Annotated in this window: 22 protein-coding genes; 7 read left to right on the top strand and 15 right to left on the bottom strand. The window is 41.5% G+C overall.

Translation table 11 applies throughout. The features are described 5' to 3' along the window. Positions 1–6 precede the first annotated feature (6 nt). A complete protein-coding gene (locus GMD4S_RS01525) occupies positions 7–1,044 on the bottom strand; it encodes a M42 family metallopeptidase (RefSeq protein ID WP_001077273.1) in 1,038 nt (345 codons plus the stop codon). Between the two features lie 139 nt (positions 1,045–1,183). Between GMD4S_RS01525 and GMD4S_RS01520 the strand changes: the two genes are divergently transcribed. Together GMD4S_RS01520 and GMD4S_RS01515 are read left to right on the top strand one after the other, a co-directional pair. Next, positions 1,184–1,735 (top strand): DUF1307 domain-containing protein, encoded by a 552-nt coding sequence (locus GMD4S_RS01520; RefSeq protein WP_000844333.1) that lies wholly within the window; start codon positions 1,184–1,186, stop codon positions 1,733–1,735. Positions 1,736–2,051: 316 nt separating this feature from the next. Beyond that, on the top strand, positions 2,052–2,603 hold the full coding sequence (locus GMD4S_RS01515; protein WP_000855328.1) for a DUF1307 domain-containing protein: 552 nt from the start codon (positions 2,052–2,054) through the stop codon (positions 2,601–2,603). A 48-nt stretch (positions 2,604–2,651) separates the two neighbouring features. Here the strand turns inward: GMD4S_RS01515 and brnQ are convergent, their stop codons facing one another. From brnQ to recJ, 13 genes are all read right to left on the bottom strand, one after another. Beyond that, positions 2,652–3,977: a branched-chain amino acid transport system II carrier protein gene (gene brnQ / locus GMD4S_RS01510; protein ID WP_001074590.1), complete on the bottom strand. Its 1,326-nt coding sequence runs from the start codon at positions 3,975–3,977 to the stop codon at positions 2,652–2,654. A 184-nt stretch (positions 3,978–4,161) separates the two neighbouring features. Beyond that, the gene (locus GMD4S_RS01505; RefSeq protein WP_000659169.1) at positions 4,162–4,449 is read right to left on the bottom strand and encodes a rhodanese-like domain-containing protein; all 288 of its coding nucleotides are present in this window, start codon (positions 4,447–4,449) and stop codon (positions 4,162–4,164) included. After that, positions 4,446–5,036, bottom strand: coding sequence for a uracil-DNA glycosylase family protein (locus GMD4S_RS01500; RefSeq protein ID WP_000078130.1), 591 nt, complete (start codon positions 5,034–5,036; stop codon positions 4,446–4,448). Before GMD4S_RS01500 ends, GMD4S_RS01505 begins: the two co-directional genes overlap by 4 nt. A gap of 53 nt (positions 5,037–5,089) precedes the next feature. Continuing rightward, positions 5,090–6,490, bottom strand: coding sequence for a dipeptidase PepV (pepV, locus tag GMD4S_RS01495; protein WP_000215924.1), 1,401 nt, complete (start codon positions 6,488–6,490; stop codon positions 5,090–5,092). A gap of 9 nt (positions 6,491–6,499) precedes the next feature. After that, positions 6,500–7,105, bottom strand: a complete 606-nt coding sequence (locus tag GMD4S_RS01490) for a nitroreductase family protein (RefSeq protein ID WP_000670151.1) — start codon at positions 7,103–7,105, stop codon at positions 6,500–6,502. Positions 7,106–7,279: 174 nt separating this feature from the next. After that, positions 7,280–8,134: a metallophosphoesterase family protein gene (locus tag GMD4S_RS01485; protein ID WP_001015770.1), complete on the bottom strand. Its 855-nt coding sequence runs from the start codon at positions 8,132–8,134 to the stop codon at positions 7,280–7,282. After that, complete coding sequence (uvrC, locus tag GMD4S_RS01480) at positions 8,124–9,971, bottom strand: excinuclease ABC subunit UvrC (RefSeq protein WP_001061160.1); 1,848 nt, start codon at positions 9,969–9,971, stop codon at positions 8,124–8,126. The genes GMD4S_RS01485 and uvrC overlap by 11 nt, the downstream gene beginning before the upstream one ends. A 101-nt stretch (positions 9,972–10,072) precedes the next feature. Next, positions 10,073–10,774, bottom strand: coding sequence for a M57 family metalloprotease (locus GMD4S_RS01475; protein ID WP_000498563.1), 702 nt, complete (start codon positions 10,772–10,774; stop codon positions 10,073–10,075). Between the two features lie 104 nt (positions 10,775–10,878). After that, a complete protein-coding gene (locus GMD4S_RS01470) occupies positions 10,879–11,658 on the bottom strand; it encodes an alpha/beta hydrolase (protein ID WP_000290059.1) in 780 nt (259 codons plus the stop codon). Between the two features lie 68 nt (positions 11,659–11,726). Further along, a complete protein-coding gene (locus GMD4S_RS01465; protein WP_000065608.1) occupies positions 11,727–13,388 on the bottom strand; it encodes a ribonuclease J in 1,662 nt (553 codons plus the stop codon). A gap of 500 nt (positions 13,389–13,888) precedes the next feature. Then, a complete protein-coding gene (locus GMD4S_RS01460) occupies positions 13,889–14,536 on the bottom strand; it encodes a COG3942 and LysM peptidoglycan-binding domain-containing protein (RefSeq protein ID WP_000754477.1) in 648 nt (215 codons plus the stop codon). 356 nt (positions 14,537–14,892) lie between these two features. Further along, positions 14,893–15,765: a hypothetical protein gene (locus GMD4S_RS01455; RefSeq protein ID WP_000838566.1), complete on the bottom strand. Its 873-nt coding sequence runs from the start codon at positions 15,763–15,765 to the stop codon at positions 14,893–14,895. A gap of 2 nt (positions 15,766–15,767) precedes the next feature. Continuing rightward, positions 15,768–17,984 (bottom strand): single-stranded-DNA-specific exonuclease RecJ, encoded by a 2,217-nt coding sequence (recJ, locus tag GMD4S_RS01450; RefSeq protein WP_008284525.1) that lies wholly within the window; start codon positions 17,982–17,984, stop codon positions 15,768–15,770. 177 nt (positions 17,985–18,161) lie between these two features. Between recJ and GMD4S_RS01445 the strand changes: the two genes are divergently transcribed. From GMD4S_RS01445 to GMD4S_RS01425, 5 genes are all read left to right on the top strand, one after another. After that, positions 18,162–18,920, top strand: coding sequence for an amino acid ABC transporter ATP-binding protein (locus GMD4S_RS01445; protein ID WP_001229587.1), 759 nt, complete (start codon positions 18,162–18,164; stop codon positions 18,918–18,920). Positions 18,921–18,930: 10 nt separating this feature from the next. Next, a complete protein-coding gene (locus GMD4S_RS01440; protein ID WP_000726173.1) occupies positions 18,931–19,725 on the top strand; it encodes a transporter substrate-binding domain-containing protein in 795 nt (264 codons plus the stop codon). A gap of 12 nt (positions 19,726–19,737) precedes the next feature. Then, positions 19,738–20,415: an amino acid ABC transporter permease gene (locus GMD4S_RS01435; protein ID WP_000131126.1), complete on the top strand. Its 678-nt coding sequence runs from the start codon at positions 19,738–19,740 to the stop codon at positions 20,413–20,415. A gap of 9 nt (positions 20,416–20,424) precedes the next feature. After that, positions 20,425–21,084 (top strand): amino acid ABC transporter permease, encoded by a 660-nt coding sequence (locus GMD4S_RS01430; RefSeq protein WP_000443854.1) that lies wholly within the window; start codon positions 20,425–20,427, stop codon positions 21,082–21,084. 129 nt (positions 21,085–21,213) lie between these two features. Next, entirely contained in the window at positions 21,214–21,996 is a 783-nt protein-coding gene (locus GMD4S_RS01425) for a DUF4037 domain-containing protein (RefSeq protein ID WP_000613909.1), read from the top strand. A 288-nt stretch (positions 21,997–22,284) separates the two neighbouring features. Here GMD4S_RS01425 and GMD4S_RS01420 read toward each other — a convergent pair whose 3' ends face one another. After that, positions 22,285–23,307 (bottom strand): YdcF family protein, encoded by a 1,023-nt coding sequence (locus tag GMD4S_RS01420; RefSeq protein WP_000273632.1) that lies wholly within the window; start codon positions 23,305–23,307, stop codon positions 22,285–22,287. Between the last annotated feature and the right edge of the window lie 29 nt (positions 23,308–23,336).

The following is a 23,336-nucleotide window of genomic DNA, read 5'->3' as shown; positions in this document are numbered from 1 at the left end:
GCCCCTTTACTCCACCAAGGTGCTCTTGAGATAGGCGTCTACCATACGCTCAGTCGCCACGACCGAATCAATGTGTGTTCGTTCGTAAGAGTGACTGGATTCAATACCAGCTCCAAGGAGGGCGTGTTTGACCTCTGCTCCTGCTGACATAGCTGCTGAAGCGTCCGATCCATAAAATGGATAGATATCCAGCTTAAATGGAATATCTTGCTCTTTCGCCAAAGCTACTAAGTGTTGACGGAAGTCATAGTGATAAGGACCAGAAGCATCCTTGACACAGATAGATACTGTGTACTCATCCGTCTGTTGGTCATCGCCCATAGCTCCCATATCTACAGCTAGATATTCCACTACCTGAGCTGGAATATTGGAGTTGGCACCGTGACCCACCTCTTCGAAGACTGAAAAAGCAAAATGAGTTGTTACTGGCAATTCAATCCCCTCTTCCTTGTAAATACGAAGAAGATTGAGCAAAATTGCTGCGCTGACCTTGTCATCCAAGTGTCGAGACTTGATAAAACCAGTTTCTGTCACAACTGTTCGCGGATCGAAACTAATAAAGTCTCCAACCTCAATACCCAAGGCGCGGGTTTCTTTTTCATTGGTTACTTTTGCATCCAAACGCACTTCCATATTGTCCTGAGTACGTTCAGCAGTTCCTGCATCCTTGTAGACATGGCAAGATGTCTGGTGGATGAGGATAGTTCCAGATACCGTTTTACCTGTACTAGCCACATGAACCGTACAGTTCTCTCCCTCAATCATGTTCCAAGGGAAACCACCGATACGATCCAATTTGAGACGGCCATCCGGTTTGACAGCACGGACAATAGCACCCAGCGTATCCACATGGGCAGTCACATAGCGGTGTTGGTCATCATTTTGACCTTTAATAGTAACATTGACACCACCCTTAGCAGTTCGAATAGGCTGGTAACCAAGCTCTTCTAAAGTATGGACTAGGTAGTCTGAAATCTCACGAGTAAAGCCCGTTGGAGATGCAATAGCAGTTAATTCTTTGATATAGTTTACAGTTTGATTCATTTCTTCACCTCTTTCCTACCATTATAACATTTTTCTAGTCAGACTCCTTCTCAAAAGGAGAAAAACTGTGTTTAGTTGCTTTCACTATAGATCCATGTTATAATACAAATACTTTGATTATGAAAGGAAAGTAATAGATATGAAATCATACTTTAAAGTATCACTAGCCCTTGTGGCTTCACTTGTCCTCCTGCTCGGATGTTCCAAACAAGCATCAACTACTGCTAGCAGCAGTACCAAAGAAGACACAACAACTCAGTCAAACGAGACTAAACAAAGCAGTCAACAATCATCTGAAAAGAAAGAAACAACTAAAACACATACCTTTGTAAACAAAAGCAATTCTGGAATCACTTCTACCTTGATTTATACTGTAGAAGGGGACAATGTTATCAAGCAATCAGCTAATAACATTGCTGATCCTGAAATCCTTGGTGCAACTCCAGAAGATGTCAAGAGTTTTATCGAAGAAAAGTACAAAGGTTATAATGGACTCAAAGGTGTTAAACAAACGATTGAAATCAAAGATGGTAAAGTTGTTCAAGATCTAGAAGTTGATTTCTCAGTTGCAAGCATTAGCGAACTTAGAAAAGCACTTCCTGAAGAATATTCTGGTATCGGTAATCGTGTCAGTTTCTCAAATTCTAAAAAAGCACTGGAAAAAATGGGATTCACAGAAAAGACGAACTAATCTCCCAAAATTTCATATAGACTAGTGTAGGTCCACCCCAAAAGTTAGACACAACTCTGACTCTTGGGGTATTTTACTATATTCCTAACTGATGAGTCCGATAGATTCCTCCAAATCCCATAAAAAGTGCATTTAAAACTTCCCACTTTTCAATCCATACGATAAAAAATTTTTGAAACAGATAGAGACAAAACTTTAATCGTCAGACTAGTTTCTGTTCATTGTCATGTCAAATCAGATGAGAGGGGAGGTCTAGTTGATTTTGTAGTAGAATCATGTTATAATACAAAATACTTTGATTATGAAAGGAAATTTTATGAAAACTCTTGTTAAAACTTCACTAGCCCTAGTGGCTTCACTTGTCCTCCTGCTCGGATGCTCCAAACAAGCATCTACACCTGCTAGCAGCAGTACCAAAGAAGACACAACAACTCAGTCAAGCGAGACCAAACAAAGCAGCCAACAATCATCTGAAAAGAAAGATGAGACAGAAACCCACACATTTGTTCACAATAGCAATCCCGGAAGAACTTCTACCTTGACATACACTGTTAAGGGGGATGATGTTGTAAAACAAGAAGTCTATAATGTTTTTGACCCTGAAATACTGGACAAGTCAGCAGAAGAGATTAAAGAACTTATCGTGAAAACTTATAAAAAGGAGGAAGGACTTAAAGGCATTACACAAAATATCGAATTCAAAGATGGAAAAGTCATCCATAGCATGGAGGTTGACATGACTGTTGTGAATCTCGAAGAGATGAAAAAAGCAATGCCAAATGAAGTTTCTGGCTCTGGAAGCCGTGTAAGTTTCCTAAAAACTAGAAAAATGCTTAAAGAGGCTGGTTATACTGAACAAACCAACTAACGAGTCGTGCTTATACAAAAAATTCTTGGTCGTTGACCAAGAATTTTTTTATTCCATCTCAAAAACATCACTCTCTTGTTTGTTTGGTAGAACCAGCGAAAGCAAGATTCCGATAATAGCTGGCACTAGCCATGGAAGAGAGGCTGACGCAAACGGAAGGGCATTAATCAGATTTTCAAGAAACTCAATCTTAAAGGAACTTCCAAGAACGCTTGCAAGAGCAATAGCTGTAACAAGGCTAATGGTTAACTGCATGCCCGGTTTTGATAAGGGTACAAACTTATTCACAATCACGATCATCACAATGGAGATGGTGATTGGGTACAAGATTACAAGTACTGGCACTGAGTACTTAATGATTGCATCAAGGCCAAGATTAGCAATAGCAAACCCAATCAAGGTAAAGGCAGTTGCATAGACCTTGTAACTGATTTGTGGGAAACGTCCGTTAAAGAACTCTGCTGTCGACACAATCAAGCCAACTGTCGTTGTGAAACAGGTTACAGTTACCATAACAGCAAGAAAGAGCTGAGCTGTTGAACCAAAGATTTCCTGAGTTGCTTGTGACAAGATATAAACGCCTGGTGTTCCACCCTTCATCACTTCTGCTGGTACTGGGAAATGATTTCCAAGGAATCCTAAACCGATGTAGAGAGCGCTAAAGGCAAGAGCTACCACAATACCAACAACCCAAATAGTTGAGATGTATTCTTTCTTACTTGAAAATCCAAGTTGTTTCAAGGTTTGAACAGCAATCACACTAAAGGCCACTGAAGCAAGAGCATCCAAGGTATTATAACCTTCTAGGAAACCTGTACCAAAGGCAGAAGCTTGATAAGCAGCTGACGCAGTTTGAGGACTTGTTCCACCGTATTTGAAGGCACCTAGTACAACCAAGATAACGATCAACAAAGCAAAGACTGGTGTCAAGATTCGTCCGATACGGTCCAAAATCTTTGATGGATTGAGTGAAATCAGATAGGCTGCGGCAAAGTAAAGCACGGTAAAGATAATCAATCCTAGGCCTTTATTTGCTTCAGACAAGAGGGGACTAATCCCAACTTCGTAAGCTGTTGTTGCTGTACGTGGAATGGCAAAGAAGGGGCCAATCGATAGATAGAGGACTGCAAGATAAAGTGTCGCAAACCAAGGTGAGATTTTCTTAGAAATCTCGTGAATGTATCCTTTAGGATTGAGCGTTCCGATGATGAGCGTTAGGACAGCAATCCCAACACCCGAAAATACAAAACCTGCGATGGCAGGAAGAAACTGTTCTCCAGATAGGGCACCTAGAGAAGGCGGAAAAATCAAGTTCCCCGCACCAAAAAATATTCCAAACAGGAGCAAGCCTGTTAGGGCACCTTTTTTAGCCATAAAAATCTCCTTCATATTTCTAAAATACTGACCTAGTATACCATGATTAAGACTCTGAAAAAAGTATCCAAAATTAATCATTGAATGTTTTCAATATTTTTAAAAATAAGAATTATCTAAAAACAAAATCCCTCACTCAGTTGGAACCGAGCAAGGGAAGACTAGGATCTATCGCCATATAGGTTTAAAGATTTTCAAAGACCGTCATTCCGCCTTGGACATTGATAACGTCATAACCTTGTTCAGCTAGAAATTGACAAGCACGTGCTGACCTCATCCCAGATTTACAAATCACGTAGTAAAGCTGGTCTTTGTCTAGTTGTTCATAAGTATCAGCCAATTGACTGAGAGGTAAATTACGAGCACCTTCTAAATGAAGAGACTCAAACTCATCTACTTCTCTCACGTCCAGCACAGAAAGTGAACTATTCTGGTAAAGCTGGTAAAAATCGTTAAAAGTAATTTCTTTCATTTTGTTTCTCCAAGAATCTTTTGAATTCTTTTTTTCAAATCGGGCATCACTTCTGACTCAAACCAAGGATTCTTAGCCATCCAAATTTGATTACGAGGAGAAGGGTGAACTAGAGGAAAATAGGTTGGTAAGTAGTTCTGGTAATGTTTTACCCGTTCTGTCACCTTGCCACTAACTTTCTCATGTAAATAATAGGCTTGGGCATATTGCCCAATCAAGAGAGTTAATTGGATATTGGGCAATTCTTGCAAGAGTTGTGGGTGCCATTTTTCGGCAAAGCCTTTACGGGGGGGAAGGTCGCCCGATTTTCCATGTCCTGGGAAATAAAAGTCCATGGGAATAACTGCAAACAAGCCCGAATTGTAAAAGGTATCTTCATCTACACCTAGCCACTCACGCAAGCGATCGCCGCTCTTATCCTTCCAATAAATCCCAGCTTCTTGCGTTTTAAACCCCGGAGCTTGACCGACAATATTGATGCGGGCAGTTTTTGGCGCCGCAAAGAGAGGTTCGATTCCGCGTTCTGTATAGCTGATATTCTGTGGATCCGCCATAATGGCTTGCTTGATTCTTTCGATTTGAGACATCTGTTTTCCCTCCAAAAAGAAGTCCAAGCATAACATCTCAGACTTCTATCGTTTTATTTGATCAATTCATAGATAGCCTCAGCATAGATTGCTGCTGCTCGGAAGAGATCGTCCAAGGCGATAAATTCATTGGCTTGATGCATGGTATCGATTGAGTCTGGGAACATAGCACCGTAGGCAACCCCACGTTCCAGCAAGCGACCAAAGGTACCACCACCGATGACTTGCTCGTGACCTTGGAGACCAGTTTGTTTTTCATAGACATTCAACAAGGTTTGCACAAGCGGATCTTCCATTGGCACATAGTGAGGGGTATGGCCGTGTTCAGAAAGACTAACTGAAGCCACTTGCAAGTTTTCAAGGATTGACTTGATTTGCTCTGGACTTGTTCCTTTTGGATAACGGAAGTTGAGGGCAATCGTATTGTCAGCACTTGTTTCATCAAAGCGGAAGACACCGGCATTCATAGAAAGGGCACCCATCTTTTCATCTACATGAGCAACCTTGAGATTTGTACCCTCATGGTCGTTCAAAAGAATCTTACCAGCGATGTTAAGGTAGTCTTTTGCAGGTCCTGCAAAGTCAAACTGGCTGAGGAAAAGGGCAAGGTAGGTCGCACCATTGACACCTGATGCAGGCATAGCACCATGAGCTGATTTACCAATCACAGTCACCTTGTACTGGCCGTTTTCTTCTTGGAGTTCTCCTCTGAGTTTGTGTTCTGTAACAAAAGCATCTAGTTTAGCTTGCAAGTCAGCCAAGTCACCTGAAACAACTGCTGTTGCTGATTCAGGTACCATGTTTTCACGCAAACCACCTGTGAAGCTGTGAAGGCGAGCTGCACCAGTATTTTCACCTGCAAAATGGAGATATTCTGTGATATTCCCTTTTTCACCATTGATGATAGGGAATTCAGCATCTGGAGAGAAACCGAAGTCTGGTTTCGCAAGTCCTACATGTTCAAAGTAGTAGTCCATGTCTGCCCAGCCTGATTCTTCATCTGTTCCGACGATGAAACGAACTTTTTTAGAAGTTGGAAGCCCCAATTCTTTGATGATTTTCAAACCATAGTAACAAGCTGTTGTAGGCCCCTTGTCGTCTGAAGCTCCACGCGCATAAAGGCGACCGTCTTTGATAGTTGGTGTATAAGGGTCCGTGTCCCAACCGCTACCAGCTGGCACCACGTCCATGTGAGCAAAGATTCCGAGAACTTCTTCTCCTTCACCAAACTCAAAATGTCCTGCGTAGTTATCAACATTTTTAGTTGGATAGCCATCACGGTCTGCGATTTCAAGGAATTTTTCCAAGGCTTTTACTGGACCAGGTCCAAATGGATGCTCAGCATCGGCTTTGCTGTCATCACGTTCTGAGTTGATTTCCAAAAGGCTAAACAAGTCAGCCAAGAGGTCTTCTTTGCGTTTTTCTACTTCTGCTGTAAAATCAATAACTGTCATTTTTTCTTCCTATCTCTTCTCGATAATTTCATCTACTGGCAAGCGGTAGCTTGGTTCCAATTTCTCATCTGTGTATCCAACTGTGATCAAGAGTTCTGGACGGAATCGGTCTTCAATGTCCAAAACTTCGTTGGCTTTTGATTTGTCAAATCCAAGAATAATGTTAGAACCGATTCCTTGGTCTGTCAGAGCAAGAACCAAGTTCATGGCAACCAAACCTGCATTGAGGGCTAGGTAGTCGCTGACTTGTTGTTCACTGTAACGCGCAAATTCAGCTGGCAGATTCTTCATAAAATATTGAAGTTGCTCTTCAGAGAAGTTATTAGCGCCGCCAACTCGGGCAATCTTACGAGCACGTTTAGCCAAATCTGTGTCGGTAAACAAGGCAATGGTTACAGGTGCTGCTGATACCTGCTCAAAGTTCGAACCATAAGCCAATTTTGCCAATTCAGCATTTTTCTCACGAACAACCACAAACTTCCATGGCTGGCTGTTGTGGGCACTTGGGGCCAAGGTTGCGATTTCGATAGCCGTACGCACATCTTTGGGATCTACCGGTTTATCAGTAAAATGCTTAGTCGCATGACGTTTTTTATTTAATTCAAGAAATTTCATAATCGATTTCCTTTTCTAATTCTACTGCATCCATTCTACCATATTTTGAAAGAGCTTGCAGAGATTTTTCATAGAAAGAAATTGGAACACGGATGAAGTCCTGGATTTAAACTTATCATTAAAATCAGATTTTTCCTCATCCAGTTCCAACTAATTTTCAGGGGTTTTAAGAAACTAGTCTACCTTATATTCTGACTTTATAGCCTCCAAAAATTTCTTCACATCCTCAACATACCCATGCTTTTCAATTAAACTAGCTAAGAGTTCTAGATTGTGCCCCCGATAGTTGTCATCTCGGCGTAGTTCTTCATACATTTCGATAAAAGGAAGCCCCTTGGACTTGGCCAATTCTAACTCTGCTTCATAGTCATAAGCAACTTTTCGGAATAGAATGTTTACTAATTCCCCATATTCTACTTCTATCACAGCATACTGAGCACGGTGATTTTTTAACGCCTCCCAATTAAAATAGGGCATGCCAATCGACCCTGGATTGATGATTTGTTGCCCTTGACTGCCATAACGAAGCAACTGCTTGTGAACATGACCATAGACTGCCACATCAACTTCATCATCTAGGAGTTGGTCAAATTTCTCTGTATCATTCTCAACTAGCAAGTCACCACCATAGTTCTTATTTGGCAAATTATGAGAAAGAGAAAAACGCAGTCCGTCAACTTCTCTCTTTTCTAGCATAGGTAAGCTTCGTAGCCAGTCAATCGTTGCAGGATCCATTCGATCCATCAAATACTGCGTCATACGCAAGAGCTGGACTTCCTGTGGGTCTTCCAAGCCATATTGCCCATCTAAAGCCTCAAGGACACAATCATCCCAATTGCCTCGAACACTTGTAGTGATAGAAAGTTCCTTTAACAGAGCGACCAAGTCATTTGCACCTGGACCAGGGAGGAAAATGTCTCCCATGAGCCAGTATTCACTGACTCCTTGTGCTTTAGCATCTGCAATCACTGCTTCTAAGGCAGTCACATTTCCATGAATATCTGATAAAATTGCGATTTTATGGTTCATCATAATCTCCTTTTGTTTGGTAGTCCACTCTTTCTTCCGCCACTTGAGCCAATTCCACTTCTTCCTGAGGGTTCAACTTTCTTTTCACATCTTCTGCGACTGCTCTTGGCACACCCACTTCGACAATTTCATCCACACTAGCTTCCTTGATTTTAGTGAGAGATTTAAAATGCTTCATGAGATTCTGTTTGCGTTTAGGTCCCAGACCGTCAATCCCATCCAGTTGTGAAGAAAAGGAATTTTTTGAGCGCAGTTGGCGGTGGAAGGTGATAGCAAAGCGGTGCACCTCATCCTGGATGCGTTGGAGGAGAAAGAATTCTTGAGAATTGCGAGACAACTCCACCACTTCCAGTGGATCTCCAAAGAGCAGTTCATGGGTTTGGTGCTTGTCATTCTTTTGCAGACCTGCAATTGGGATATCCAAACCTAGCTCTTCTTGGATGACTTGCTTTGCGATATTGACTTGACCTTGTCCCCCATCAATCACAATCAAATCTGGCGGGGTTAAACCATCACGTTGAACTCGGCCATAACGTCTGCGAATAACCTCTCGCATACTAGCATAGTCATCTGGGCCAACAACCGTTTTTATCTTGTACTTTCGGTAGTCTTTTTTACTCGGTTTGCCATTGACAAAGACCACCATAGCTGAAACAGGACTGGTTCCCATGATATTAGAGTTATCAAAGGACTCGATACGGACTGGGGTCGGGATTTGGAGCAAGCGTCCCAGATTTTCAATAGCTCCTTGGGTCTTTTCGACTGATTTTTCTAGCAGATTGAACTTCTGCTCCAGACTAACACGGGCATTTTTGATGGCTAGATTGACCAGTTGTTTTTTTTCCCCACGTTGGGGTTTGAGAATCTTGGTATCCACCAAGGCCTTGACGGCTTCTTCGTCAATATCCTGCGGAATCAATACTTCATTGGGAACCAGGTGAGATTTTTCTTGATAGAATTGTCCCACGTAGGTCAAGAAGTCCTCATCTGGATCATTGTAGTAGGGGAAAAGATTGACATCCCGCTCGATGAGTTTTCCCTGACGGACAAAGAAAACCTGAACACACATCCAGCCCTTATCCACATAGTAGCCAAAGACGTCCCGATTTTGCAAATCTTTAGCCATGACCCTTTGCTTGGTCCGAAGTGTTCCAATCGCCTGAATCAGGTCACGGTATTCCGCCGCACGTTCAAACTCCATACTTTGAGCTGCGGATGCCATCTTCCCCTTGAGGTCATCGATGATTTTGTCATCCTGTCCTTTTAGGAAATCAGAAACCTCCTGAGCCATGGACTTGAAATAAGCCTCATCTTTCTGACAGATGGTGTGGGCCATACATTGGCCGATATGGTAGTAAAAACAAACCTTAGACGGCGGGTTGGTACATTTCCGAAAAGGAAAAATCCGATCCAGTAGTCGCTTGATTTCATTGGCCGCTCCCACATCAGGATAAGGTCCAAAATAAAGACCTCCGTCCTTTTTGACCTGACGGGTGATAATCAAGCGAGGATAACGCTCATTGGTGATTTTGATGAAGGGATAGGACTTATCATCCTTGAGCATAATATTGTACTTGGGCTTATTTTCCTTAATCAGGTTGATTTCTAGGAGAAGTGCCTCAATATTGGACTCAGTGACGATAAATTCAAAATCCACAATTTCAGACACCAGAGCCTCCGTCTTGGTATCATGACTTCCACGGAAATAAGACCGCACGCGGTTACGCAGATTTTTAGCCTTTCCTACATAGATAATGGTGCCATTTTTATCCTTGTGAATGTAACAACCAGGGCTGGTCGGCAAGAGCTCTAGTTTTGATTTGATCAAGTTATTCATAGTTCCATTATAACAAAAAGGCCGTAACAGGACGAACAAAAAGCCCCACCAATCACTTGATGGAGGAGCTTTGATTTCATTTCAGATTGCACCGACTTCATCTAGTCGCTTCTGGTATAGAGTTCTTGAACAGCCTTCACATCCTGAGGCTGAATTCCATAGTAAGAACCTGCTGGCTGCATGACAGAAGTTTCGTTGGTATGATCCAATCCGATGGCATGCCCCAGCTCGTGCTCCGCCGTGTGCACGATCCGTTCATAAGAATAACCATAGTTTGGATTGGATAGATAATAGTGATTCAGGCGAACCGTTACAGATATAAATTGTTTGGTTAACAAATTGGTTTGACTCTCGGCTTGACCTGCTACAGCAGTCGATCCATCATTCATTTCACTTGCCACAATATCTGCCTGACTAGGATCCGCAACCACCTCAAAGGTAAAGGCTCCCGTTTGATTCCAGTTTTTTATGGCTTCTGCATAGGCACCTTGAAAGGTCTCATCCATTTGAGGCTCAATATAGATGCGAGCTGAAGCTTGAGCCCACTTGCCTTCTGCATGTTGGTGACTGTCTGTCTGAGACAAGACTTCCAGCGTTCCCGTCTCCTTCCATTGATTCCAGCCACCTTGACCAATCTTGCTCATTTTTTCAACCTGATTGACCGCAGAATGAAAATCACCAGACAGATACCAAACCACTCCAAAGGCAATGAGCAGTAGAATGACCACAGTCCAAACCAGACGCCAGAAGAAACGCCAAATTCCCAAAAGAAATCGGAACAATAATCGAATAATCCAGAACATGACGCCCCACCTTTCATAAAAATAAGAACCTATCTTGAAATCACATTTTCCTTGATCAAGATAGATTCTCTATTTTACTGAAGAAAGCTGAAAGAAACCTAAAACTAAGATAAACGTTCTTCCAAGACAAAGTCAATTGGTAGAGTAGCCAAAAAACGTTCCAATTGTTTTTCCCAGTAGTACCACTCGTGCTTACCTAGACTATGACTATAGGTCACCTCAAAACCAAGTTTTTTGAGGTTTTTCACTGCGAGATTATTGGCAGAGTAGAGATAGTCTTGCTCTCCACACCAAGCCCATAGTTTAGTCTTTTTATCGGATTTTGCAGCCATGCTTTCAAGCGAATGAGGACTAGCTGTCCAGTCTTTAATCTCTCCAAAAACTCCTCGCCAGTATGCAAGTGACCCCAGATCCTGACTTTCAGGAGAAAATTCCTGAAAACTGAGTGCACCAGAAAAACTAGCCGCATGAGAAAAACGATTTGTCGATAGAGCGAGTTTGAAGGAACCGTATCCACCCATGGATAGGCCTGCTATGAAAGTTTTTTCTCGCTTGCTGGTCATATTGGGGAAGAAACGTTTCATTACCTGAGGTAACTCTTCTGCTAGAGCTGTATAGTAGTTATAGCCATACTGAGTATCTGTGTACCAGCCATTGCTAGTATTGGGCATGATAACAATGAGATTGGTCCCACGCAACAAGCGCTCGACATTGGTACGTTTGAGCCAGCTATTTTGGTTTCCTGACATTCCGTGCAAAAGATAAAGAACAGGAATATCCGTGCAATCTGGTTCAGTCACCCGACTAGCATCTGGATAGAGTACGGTAACGCCCCACTCCATATCCAAAACTTTTGAGTAATACTCAATATTCATAACTGCCATGGTTGTCTCCTTTTACTATTCTATAAGAAAAAGCCGAATTTCGACTTTTTCTGTAGGTATGCTGCTTATTATTTTGCTTCCATCACGACTGGCAAGATTGCCGGGCGACGCTTGGTTTGATCAAAGAGGTACTTGGTCAGATTGTCGCGAACCTTGCCTTTGAGATCTGCCCAATCAAAGTCATCACCTTGAAGATACTCTTCTACCGTTTGGTTAATCAATTCTGAACTTTCACGGAGAATGTCACGACTCTTCTTGAGATAAACGAATCCACGCGTGTGAACACGGGCCTTAGCCACAATTTTCTTCTCACGACGGTTGACAGTGATCGCCACGATAAAGATTCCATCCTCTGACAAGACCTTACGGTCACGAAGGACGACATTTCCAACATCCCCGATGGCATTTCCGTCAATCAAGACATCCCCAGCAGAAACAGCTCCAGCTGGAACAAAGTCTCCATGTTCATAAGACATGGTCGTTCCCTTTTTAGGGATGAAGATGCGTTCTGGCAACATTCCAACTGCCATGGCAGCCTTGGCATGCGCATCTAACTCACGGTACTCTCCTTGGATAGGGAAGAGGTAGTTTGGTTGCAAAAGATTGATCATTAACTGCAAATCACGCGCATTCCCATGTCCGGATACTCGCAAGCTTTGGGTAATGAGTTTCACCACACCACCAGCTTGGTAGATCATGTTTTCAACACGCGCCATGACAGCTTCTTTTGCGATAGATGGAGTGGTTACGATATAGACCAAGTCCCCATCTTTGATTTCCACATAACGGTGGCGTCCAATGGACATCTTGCGAAGTCCATTAATCGGCTCACCCATACGGCCCGTCTCAAGGATAATCAACTCATGGTCGTCAAAACGAGACATTTCTTTGGGTTTAATCAAGAGACTTTCATTGGCTAGAGACAATTTTTTGAGTCGAATCGCAGTGCGGACGATATTTTCAATATCAAATCCAGTCAAAACAACTCGGCGACCTGTATCTGCTGCAGCATCAAAAACCTGCTGGATACGAGAAAGGTTGCTGGCAACTGCGGCAACGATGATACGACCTTCCCAATCTGCAATGGTCTGGGTAATTTCGTCTCCAACTTCACTCTCACTCGCCACCTGGATATTGCTGTCTGCATTGGCTGAATCACTGAGGAGCGCCAAGACACCATCACGACCGATTTCTGCCAAACGAGCAAAATCCGTCGCATAGGATTCGCTAGCTGTCTGGTCAAACTTGAAGTCCCCTGTATAAACGATGCTACCTTCAGCTGTTTTCAGGACTATTCCCAAACTTTCTGGGATAGAGTGAGTTGTACGGAAGAAGGAAACCACAGTCCCTCCAAAATCAATCTCCGTATCTTCATCAATCACATGGAAGTCATTGAATTTCTTAACCGTATCATTTCCTTTGACAAAGAGTTTGGCCAACTCAATGGTCAACTCAGAACCAAATACAGGCACCTTAGCCTCTGCCAAAAGATAAGGCAGGGCACCAATGGCATCTGCATGTCCGTGGGTCAAAAAGACCCCTGCGATACGATCGCTATTTTCAAAAAGGTAGTCCATATTTGGAATGACGACATCAACACCTAGTTGTTCATTTTCAGGGTATTTAAGCCCCGCATCCAAAACAAAAATAGAACCATCGATTTCAGCGATGTACATATTTTTACCATTTTCTCGTACACCACCTAGTGTTGTTAAACTAATATTACTCATTTTCCCTCCGAAACTTCATTTATCTTGATTATAGGGCGAATTTACCCTCTTATTCTAAAAGTTCTAAAACTTCCAGCCGAATCTTTTCCTACCATTATACCATTTTTTTGATTATTTTCAAAACGAAGATCGGTTTTTAACTAGAGATTAGTCACTACTGTGAATCGAATTCTTTTACTTTGACTTCTCTTTTGGAGGCTTCATCTAAGATAATAGAACGATTGTACCATCAAAATTATGGACTTTCTGAATCAATTTGATTTCAGATACCTTTCTCGAACTCTAAATTTTTCTTTTAGTTCAAAAAACTTGCTTTTACCTCTCGACTTGAGAACTATTTCCTACAAAGACATGGTTTATCTACATCCAAAAGCGAAAATTTCCTGTTCGCTACAGAATCTAAAAAATTTTCAGCAATTAGCCACTAAGATAGAGGATAACGTTAGGAAATTTCTTCAAAAAGAAAAAAGACTTAGAAATTCTAAATCTTTTTATCATCTTTAGTTTGGATAGATATAAGTGACGTTACCTAAAAATTCATGAGGATTAAAGAAGCCACGGTAATTTGCAATCTGCTTTTGACGTCTGTAGTTTGCTTCCAATACCTGGATGGAGTTTTCACTTTGAACATCTGTTACATAAGCAACGTGTCCATATTCACCACCATCCCAAACGGCGATTGCTCCTACTACTGGAACACTTCCTGTCTTATAGCCTTGAGCACTCGCGTAGATTGCCCACGTGTTGGCATTTCCCCACCAGTTGCTAGCCCAAGGCGCCAATTCTTTCACACCCCATGTACACTGACCAACAGGGTATGAGTTTCCATAGTTTGTCGGAGTCTTTTCGACAACATCCTCTGTATCTGATACCACGTTCGCAGTGCTAGCTGGAGCACTGTAGGTTGAGCTAGCCTGAGCGGAACCACTCACTTCCAATACATCGCCTGGGTGGATAGTGTCAAAGATGGTTTTTCCATTCAAAGCTGCCAACTCATGCGGATCCATGCCGTTTGCAGTTGCGATGGCATAAAATGAATCACCGTCTTGGACAACGTAAGAGTTCGCGTGCACAGTTTGAGCACCAACTGTAGCTAAAATAGCCGTAGAAGTCAAACCAAGAGTCAGTTTCGTAACTGTTTTTTTCATAACTGGATTCCCCTTATATTTTCTTGATAAGAAAATCATACTTGATTTACATGTCAGTTCGTTTAGAGTTATATTTTAGTCATGTTACAAAAATTTATACTTTTACTACATAAGGTTTAAAAGCAGACATCGTATAAAGTGATAGAAGAGAATAAAAATGAATCATTCCCCCAATCTTTTCATCAGTAAATCACTCAAAAGACCGTCTTCTCAACCACTCCCACATCAAGCATTTATCCGTCAAAAAGAGACCGAGATAGGTCATCTCAGTCCCTTTCCATCTATAACTCCATCAAAAAATCATACATTTCTTGCACGGTACCCAGCGCCATCATTTCTTGGTATTTGACGGTTCTTTAGCTATCTTTTTCTACTATCTCTGGAAAATAACTTTCAAAATATGCCTTGGTAAGGCTAAATAAATGTAATTTTTTACCCTCAATATTCACAAAATTCATTTTATCATTGATTCCTTCTAATTTTAAATCATAGACATATTTATTTTCTAAAATATCAATAAAAAATATTTTAATCTTTTCAATATCTTCAATTCTTGAGTCAAACTTCAATAGTAGATTATTTGAGGTTTTCTTATCAATCATAAATCTTTCTTCAGCCTTTAATTTATGATTACCTCCCGATCCATTTTTTTCTATATATTCTATTTTATCAATTAAGGCATGACCTAACCCAATATTTCTAATTTTTATAAGAATAGCAATCGATTCTTCATCTTGAGCATCTTCTTTGTTAATCTTTATATAATTATACTGACAGATATAATTCTTGCCTTGTTTCTTGCCTTGTTTCTTGCCTTGTTTCTTGCCTTGTTTCTTGCCTTGTTTCTTGCCTTGTTTCTTGCCTTGTTCTGAATCTATTTTTAAACAATTAGAGGTATGTTTATGTTTATCTTTACTTCCCATTTGTTCATAATTTAATCCAACATTCAATATTGGTCTAACTGAGTCACGTTTTTCTTCCCTATATTTTGTATTTTCATTCTTTAGAGTATATACAATCAAATAACTCCCAATAATTGACCCATAATAAGCTAACCAATCAAAGTCTATTGTTTTTCTCAAATTAATACCAAAATCTTCAGTTCCAAAGTGCGTTTTTAAAACAATTTTTACAACAGCATACAATATAGGTAAAAAAGACACAAAAAAGAATATTACTATTACTTTATCTTTAACAATCCAGCTTGAAATTTTCTTTAAAGACTTCATGATTATCCTTTCAAAAAATCATACATTTCTTGCACTGTCCCCAGCGCCATCATTTCTTGATCTTTGACGGTTTGTTTAAGTTTTTGGTATATCTGACTTTCTCCAATCTCCCTCTTTGGCGCTTCTTTATTGACTGTCATGACACCATCTTTGATCGTCACAAAGCCCAGCTCTTCAAATACTTGAATCATCTTGACCAGCAAGATTTGTTGGATATTGAGATAAGCCGCCAGATCCTTCAGCTTGTAGCGAATATCAAACTCTGGAAACTGGTAAATAGTCTTGTACAATTTAGCAAACTGTTCTCTAGTCCCATAACCTGTTAAATAGTAGGCCTTGTCTATGTCGTTTTTGAAATAGACCGCAGAGAAATTTTGTTCCTGAAAAATGGTCTTCAGCAAGGTAATATCTTCTGGAATAGTTTTCACAACAATCGCGTCGCTGGTCGCTAGATCTGGCACCTCTCCAGAGAAATCCAAGACCGGAACCCCTTCTGGCAAGACTGCGTTCTTCCCACGAATGTTAAAGAGTTGAACACCTTCCACACGCGCATCTACCATCATCAACTGCAAAGCAGTTTGCCCATTCCATTGGTTGACAGACAAGGTGACTGCCAATTCTAGGTTTTTTGTTTGGGCAAACTCTGTTGCCCATCTACCTTGTCCAAAGGCCACCACTTCAAAACTCGCCTCACCCTTGGAAATTTTTAGTTTGAGGTGGGCATTGCCTGCTCCCATAGTACGGGCACTCTCGACATGAAAATCCTTGATATAAAAGACAGGTTTCTGATTGTCCATTCCAAAGGGTGCCAAGCGTTCAAAACTTTTAACCGTTTCCAAGCTAAGAGTCTCCAAGTCTAGCTCTTCATCTAGATTTAACTTGTTCTTACCACTAGCATCTGCGCCTTTTTCACGGATATAATCTTCCAAAACCTGAGATAAATCTGTGAGTTTCTCAACTTCCAGCGTCATTCCAGCTGCACCAGCATGGCCTCCAAAGGCTATGAAGAGATCTCGATGGGGATCCAGAGCTTCAAAAATATCGACCGCTTCCACACTACGAGCACTGCCCTTAGCACGACCGTCCTCTATGTTAAGAACGATGACTGTCTGCCCTAGTTCTTCCAGCAAACGACCAGCAACGATACCCAGAACGCCAGGATTCCAGCCTTCCTTAGCCAAAACCTGGACCTTCTTCTCAGGATCCACCATGGTCTTAGCTTCTTCATAGATAGATTGTACAATTTCCTTACGCTCTTCGTTTTTTTGGTGAATCATAAGGGCAATCTCGTGAGCTTCCTCATCATCAAATCCAGTCAACAAATCAATGGCAGGATTGGGATCATCCAATCGCCCCAGGGCATTTAAACGAGGGGCAATCTGAAATCCAACCGTTTCTTCTGTCACTTCATTCGCAACAATCCCAGCCATGTCCAGCATTTCTTGTAATCCAATACGCTGGGTATGTCCCAACATCTCCAGACCATATTGAACCAAAATACGGTTTTCATCCGTCAAACTTACCATATCCGCAATGGTACCGATAGCGACCAAATCAAGCAATTCCACTTGCACTTCTTCTAAAAGGGCGCAAGCCAACTTGAAAGCCACTCCGCATCCGGCCAACTGTTTGAAAGGATAGTCCGCATCCGGATGCTCAGGGTGAACAATCGCATGGGCATCAGGAAGGGTTTCCGGCATAGAATGGTGGTCAGTCACAATGACATCCACTCCCATAGCCTGAGCTAGTTCAATGGCTTCATGACCCGCAACTCCATTATCCACTGTCACAATCAAGGAAATTCCCTCTTGCTCGATAAAATATTTATAGACACTGGCATTGGGACCATAGCCATCGGTAAAACGATTTGGCAAATAAACACGACACTCGGCACCAAGCTGTTCCAAACTTTCCTTCACAATCGAAGCTGAAGTCATGCCATCCGCATCGTAGTCTCCATAGATGAGAATGTTTTCCCCTTCTTCAATGGCCTGACGAATCCGTTCCACTGCCCTGTCCATATCATGGAGCAGATAGGGATCATGTAAGTCCTCTAAAGAAGGTTCTAAAAACTTCTTTAGACTTTCTTCATCCTGAATCCCTCTTTCAAATAATAACCGAGCCACCTCAGGACCCAGTCCAGCCTTCTTGGCTATCTTTGTAAAATCCGCATCTTCAACCTGCGGGGCAAACTGCCATTCATAAGTAGGAGTTATCAAAAAAACATCCACTCTTTCTAAGAATTCTATCGTTTCATTATAACATGATTTAGGCATTTTCTCTATCCAGATTGCTTTTTTATAATATTTTAGTGAATTTTTTTCAGATATGATTTGACAAGAACATTCTTTTGTTGTAGAATCATGTTATAAAATCTAACACAAAGGAGATCTCTCATGGCTTTAGTAGAATTTAAAAACGTCGAAAAATATTACGGAGACTACCACGCACTCCGCGACATCAATCTCCGTTTTGAAAAAGGACAAGTTGTTGTCCTGCTTGGACCTTCCGGTTCTGGGAAGTCCACTCTTATCCGAACGATTAATGGTTTAGAGGCTGTTGACAAAGGAAGTCTCCTAGTCAATGGACATCAAGTAGCAGGTGCCAGTCAGAAAGATCTAGTTCCTCTCCGTAAGGAAGTGGGCATGGTTTTTCAACATTTTAACCTTTATCCACACAAAACAGTGTTAGAAAATGTAACACTTGCACCCATTAAAGTTCTAGGAATTGATAAAAAAGAAGCTGAAAAAACAGCCCAAAAATATCTGGAATTTGTAAATATGTGGGACAAGAAAGATTCCTATCCGGCCATGCTATCTGGTGGACAAAAACAACGGATTGCCATCGCACGCGGACTCGCTATGCATCCCGAACTCCTCCTCTTTGATGAGCCAACATCTGCTCTTGATCCTGAGACTATCGGAGATGTTCTAGCAGTTATGCAAAAACTGGCACATGACGGAATGAACATGATCATCGTTACCCACGAAATGGGCTTTGCCCGTGAAGTTGCTGACCGTATCATCTTTATGGCCGACGGAGAAGTTTTGGTGGATACGACAGATGTCGATGACTTTTTCGACAATCCAAGCGAACCTCGTGCCCAGCAATTCCTCAGCAAAATTATCAACCACGAAAGTGACAAAGTCAAATAAGGAGGCGCCTATGAAAAAGAAATTCTTTTTATCAGCATTATTGATTAGCCTTTTCGGTCTTGCTGCTGCAAAACCAGTCCAAGCCGATACTAGCGTCGCAGACATTCAAAAAAGAGGCGAACTGGTTGTCGGTGTCAAACAAGACGTTCCCAATTTTGGTTACAAAGATCCCAAGACAGGGACTTATTCTGGTATCGAAACCGACTTAGCCAAGATGATTGCAGATGAGCTCAAGGTCAAGATTCGCTACGTTCCTGTTACCGCTCAAACCCGTGGACCTCTTCTTGACAATGAACAGGTCGATTTGGATATCGCAACCTTCACCATCACAGACGAACGCAAAAAACTCTATAACTTTACAAGTCCCTACTACACGGACGCTTCTGGCTTTTTGGTCAATAAATCTGCCAACATCAAAAGCATTGAGGACCTAAACGGTAAAACGATTGGGGTTGCCCAAGGATCCATCACCCAACGCCTGATTACTGAACTGGGCAAAAAGAAAGGTCTAACCTTTAAATTCGTTGAACTTGGTTCCTACCCAGAATTGATTACTTCCCTTCACGCTCACCGTATTGATGCCTTTTCCGTGGATCGCTCTATCCTGTCTGGCTACATTAGTAAACGGACAGAACTACTAGATGATAGTTTCAAGCCATCTGACTACGGTATCGTCACCAAGAAATCAAATACCGAGCTAAACGACTATCTTGATACCTTGGTCACTAAATGGACCAAGGATGGTAGTTTGCAGAAACTCTATGACCGATACAAGCTCAAACCATCTAGCCATACCGCAGATTAAGGAGGACACCCCATGACAGATTTATCATCTTGGACAGCCTATTTTCAGGATTTTGGACAATTTTTTAATGGTTTCCTCTTCACCCTTGCCCTAGCGATTGGATCTTTTATCCTCGCCATGGTTTTGGGCATCTTCTTTGGGGCCATGTCAACCAGCAAACGCCCATTCTTGCGTGTTTTGGCTCGTATCTTTGTCGAATTTTACCAAAATACTCCCCTCTTGGTGCAGTTTGTCATCGTCTTTTATGGTTTGCCTCTTATCAGTGAACACACCATCATGATTCCGATTTATTGGACAGCTGTACTTTGTGTGGGACTCTATCACGGCGCCTATATCGCTGAGGTTATTCGTTCAGGGATTCAGTCTATTCCTAGCGGTCAGATGGAGGCCGCCTTGTCCCAAGGTTTTACCTATATCAGTGCCATGCGCTTGATTATCTTGCCTCAGGCCTTCCGTATCATTCTCCCTCCATTGACCAACCAAATCGTCAACCTCATCAAGAACACCTCTACAGTTGCCATCATCTCTGGAGTAGACTTGATGTTTGTGACCAAATCTTGGTCGGCCCTCAACGGAAACTATATCCCAGCCTTTTTAGGCGCTGCTCTTCTCTACTTTGCTCTATGCTTCCCTGTTGCCCAGTTTGGTCGCAAGATGGAGCAAGCCAACAAAAAAGCCTATTCACTTTAGGAGGTTACTATGGAATCTATTTTAGAAGTTTTGACCCCAGATAACCTAATCTTTATCTTTAAAGGATTTGGCTTGACCCTCTACATTTCTCTGATTGCTATCGTCCTCTCGACCCTTATCGGAACAGTACTAGCCGTCATGAGAAATGGGAAAAATCCTGTCTTACGGATCATCTCCAGCATTTATATCGAGTTTGTACGTAACGTTCCCAACCTCCTCTGGATTTTCACCATCTTTTTGGTGTTTAAGATGAAGTCCACACCAGCTGGTATTACCGCCTTTACCCTTTTTACCTCAGCAGCCTTAGCTGAGATTATCCGAGGCGGTCTCAATGCCGTGGACAAGGGCCAGTATGAAGCAGGAATGTCGCAAGGTTTTACCTCTGCGCAAATCCTCTACTACATCATTCTCCCACAAGCGATCCGCAAAATGCTGCCAGCCATCATTTCTCAGTTTGTAACTGTGATTAAGGATACCAGTCTTCTCTACTCTGTTATCGCTCTACAAGAACTCTTTGGCGCCAGCCAAATTCTCATGGGCCGTTATTTCGAACCAGAGCAGGTCTTCAGTCTTTATATCCTGATTGCCTTGATTTACTTTATCTTTAACTTTACTATTTCTAGCTTGTCTCATAAGCTAGCAAAACGTTGGCAACAAGCTGCGGAATAAAAACGAAATGTGAACTCAAAACAAGGGTTCACATTTTTTGCTATAAATGAAAAAGAGCAGCTCAATGCTATGCAAACGTTTTACTTTTTTGGTAAAATGACTTTAAAACCATAACGTAAGGAGAAAAAAATGATCCAAGAACTTTGCAAAGAATTCTCTCAACTTGAACAAGTAGAAGCTATTGCTCTTGGTGGTTCTCGTGCAGGACAAGTCTACGATCAAAATTCTGACTATGACGTTTATGTCTATCTAAACTCTTCTATTGATGAGGCGATTCGACGAGATATCTTGAGTAAGTATTGTTCTTATATGGAAATTGGAAACCAGTTTTGGGAGTTAGAGGATGACTGTGTACTAAACAACGGTATCCAAATCGAGTTGATTTATCGTTCGCTGGAGTCGTTTGAACAAGAATTGAACACAACTGTTTTTCAACACAAAGCTCAAAATGCTTATACAACTTGCATGTGGCACAATCTACTCCACAGCAAGATTCTATACGACCCGAATGGACACTATGCTTCTCTCCAAAAGACTTACCAGATTCCCTATCCACAGGAACTCAAAAAGCATATCATCGAAAGGCAACTCCTTTTGCTAGAACAAGCCATGCCTGCCTTCTCTCACCAAATAGAAAAAGCTATCAAACGCCAAGATTTTCTCAGTATGAATCATCGTACAAGTGAATTTTTTGCTTCCTACTTTGACTTGTTATTTGCGCTCAATGAGCAAACCCATCCTGGTGAAAAACGAATGTTGGAGTACGCAAAGACCAATTGTACTCTCCTCCGTAAGCAATTTGAAGAAACTATTCGCAAGTATTTCCAACTACTCTATCAACCACAACAAGGAGAACAAGCGATCGTAACCTTGCAAACTATCCTGAAGGAACTAAAAGCCATTTTGCCATAGACCAAAAAGAAAATGTGAACCTCTCTGTTGTTGTTCACATTTTTATTTGTCGTTGACTGTAAAATTCTAGTCTACTCATATTCAGTTGCCTATTTTTGACTCTCTCTGAAAATCTGTAACTAGGTTAGAAATTGTTCAATTGATTGACGAGCAATCATGAAACCGTTCCAAAAACCGCACTCACAATCACTTACCCTGCTCTTTCATTACTAGTGACAATTTTTCCCTTAGGGTTACTACAAGATTTTTTAGAGATTCTAACAAGAATTACAATATGAATTTTACATATTACCATAGAACACCTCTATAGGAGAAAATCAGAGCTAAAATTAATAAAATATAGAAGGCGAGAAAAAGCCATCTCATCTTCACACATAGAGCAATATATTCTCTAATAAAGGCCGATGGGATATAGTAGGCGGCTGTACGGCAACCAAGACCATCTCCCTTCATCCCAATACGGCGAGCATAGGTACTGGTACGAAAAACATGGTAATCATTGGTCACAAAGAGAAAACGTGGACTGGCCACCAGCTTCTCTCCCATTTCTTTTGAGAAGAGAAGATTCTCATAGGTCGTCGTTGAGTCTTCCTCTAGGAGAATCGCTTCTCTCGGAACATCCGTCTCTTCCAGCAAATAATTACAAATTGCCTGACCCTCGGAAATCTTCTCATCCCCACCTTGACCACCACTTGCGATGATTTTAACATTGGGATTGAGAGACTGGCGATAGGCTTCTACTGCCTTGTCAATGCGACTCTTCAGTAAGGGAGTGACTTTTTCTCCATTCAACAAGCCTGCTCCGTGAATGATAATAAAATCATAATGTTTTTTCTTAGGAATGAAAAGATACAGAATGGAATAAAGCAGAAATCCTGCAAAGGCAAAACCAAAAATCAAATACGAATAAATCAAAAAGAAAAAGATAATATTCACTAGATGATTGGTGTAAAACAAGCCCTTGGTATCGCTCACTCGAATCGCCATGATTACAAAAAAGAATAGAATCACACACCCTAGCCCCAGAGACAAATAATTTGCCTTGGATTTTCCTTCTTTTCTCAACAATACAAATCCGTTATAAATCAGAAAAAAGCCACTTAGAAAAACTAAAAAAGGCAGCAGGAGAAAAATCCCTGCAAAGAAAATCATGTGCACTTCTTCCTGCCCAGCTTCATAAAAAAGATTGGCAATAGACAGGTAAGAAAAGAGCAGAGATAAAAGCAAGAGAGCTGGATTCCAGAGACTGCGATTGTCCCTTAAAAACGAAACGAGAAAAAGTAGGACAAAAAATCCTGTGATAAAGTACATAGTCTCCTCCTTTGATGACTACATTGTAC

Source organism: Streptococcus sp. GMD4S, from assembly GCF_000296955.1.
The sequence above is the reverse complement of the archived record's forward strand: the minus strand, read 5'-3'. Positions and strand labels throughout refer to the sequence as shown.

Excerpts from the sequence above, each read along its gene's own strand:
- GMD4S_RS01525 (WP_001077273.1), bottom strand. The coding sequence starts at position 1,044 with ATGAATCAAACTGTAAACTATATCAAAGAATTAACTGCTATTGCATCT.
- GMD4S_RS01520 (WP_000844333.1), top strand. The coding sequence starts at position 1,184 with ATGAAATCATACTTTAAAGTATCACTAGCCCTTGTGGCTTCACTTGTC.
- GMD4S_RS01515 (WP_000855328.1), top strand. The coding sequence starts at position 2,052 with ATGAAAACTCTTGTTAAAACTTCACTAGCCCTAGTGGCTTCACTTGTC.
- brnQ (WP_001074590.1), bottom strand. The coding sequence starts at position 3,977 with ATGGCTAAAAAAGGTGCCCTAACAGGCTTGCTCCTGTTTGGAATATTT.
- GMD4S_RS01505 (WP_000659169.1), bottom strand. The coding sequence starts at position 4,449 with ATGAAAGAAATTACTTTTAACGATTTTTACCAGCTTTACCAGAATAGT.
- GMD4S_RS01500 (WP_000078130.1), bottom strand. The coding sequence starts at position 5,036 with ATGTCTCAAATCGAAAGAATCAAGCAAGCCATTATGGCGGATCCACAG.
- pepV (WP_000215924.1), bottom strand. The coding sequence starts at position 6,490 with ATGACAGTTATTGATTTTACAGCAGAAGTAGAAAAACGCAAAGAAGAC.
- GMD4S_RS01490 (WP_000670151.1), bottom strand. The coding sequence starts at position 7,105 with ATGAAATTTCTTGAATTAAATAAAAAACGTCATGCGACTAAGCATTTT.
- GMD4S_RS01485 (WP_001015770.1), bottom strand. The coding sequence starts at position 8,134 with ATGAACCATAAAATCGCAATTTTATCAGATATTCATGGAAATGTGACT.
- uvrC (WP_001061160.1), bottom strand. The coding sequence starts at position 9,971 with ATGAATAACTTGATCAAATCAAAACTAGAGCTCTTGCCGACCAGCCCT.
- GMD4S_RS01475 (WP_000498563.1), bottom strand. The coding sequence starts at position 10,774 with ATGTTCTGGATTATTCGATTATTGTTCCGATTTCTTTTGGGAATTTGG.
- GMD4S_RS01470 (WP_000290059.1), bottom strand. The coding sequence starts at position 11,658 with ATGGCAGTTATGAATATTGAGTATTACTCAAAAGTTTTGGATATGGAG.
- GMD4S_RS01465 (WP_000065608.1), bottom strand. The coding sequence starts at position 13,388 with ATGAGTAATATTAGTTTAACAACACTAGGTGGTGTACGAGAAAATGGT.
- GMD4S_RS01460 (WP_000754477.1), bottom strand. The coding sequence starts at position 14,536 with ATGAAAAAAACAGTTACGAAACTGACTCTTGGTTTGACTTCTACGGCT.
- GMD4S_RS01455 (WP_000838566.1), bottom strand. The coding sequence starts at position 15,765 with ATGAAGTCTTTAAAGAAAATTTCAAGCTGGATTGTTAAAGATAAAGTA.
- GMD4S_RS01445 (WP_001229587.1), top strand. The coding sequence starts at position 18,162 with ATGGCTTTAGTAGAATTTAAAAACGTCGAAAAATATTACGGAGACTAC.
- GMD4S_RS01440 (WP_000726173.1), top strand. The coding sequence starts at position 18,931 with ATGAAAAAGAAATTCTTTTTATCAGCATTATTGATTAGCCTTTTCGGT.
- GMD4S_RS01435 (WP_000131126.1), top strand. The coding sequence starts at position 19,738 with ATGACAGATTTATCATCTTGGACAGCCTATTTTCAGGATTTTGGACAA.
- GMD4S_RS01430 (WP_000443854.1), top strand. The coding sequence starts at position 20,425 with ATGGAATCTATTTTAGAAGTTTTGACCCCAGATAACCTAATCTTTATC.
- GMD4S_RS01425 (WP_000613909.1), top strand. The coding sequence starts at position 21,214 with ATGATCCAAGAACTTTGCAAAGAATTCTCTCAACTTGAACAAGTAGAA.
- GMD4S_RS01420 (WP_000273632.1), bottom strand. The coding sequence starts at position 23,307 with ATGTACTTTATCACAGGATTTTTTGTCCTACTTTTTCTCGTTTCGTTT.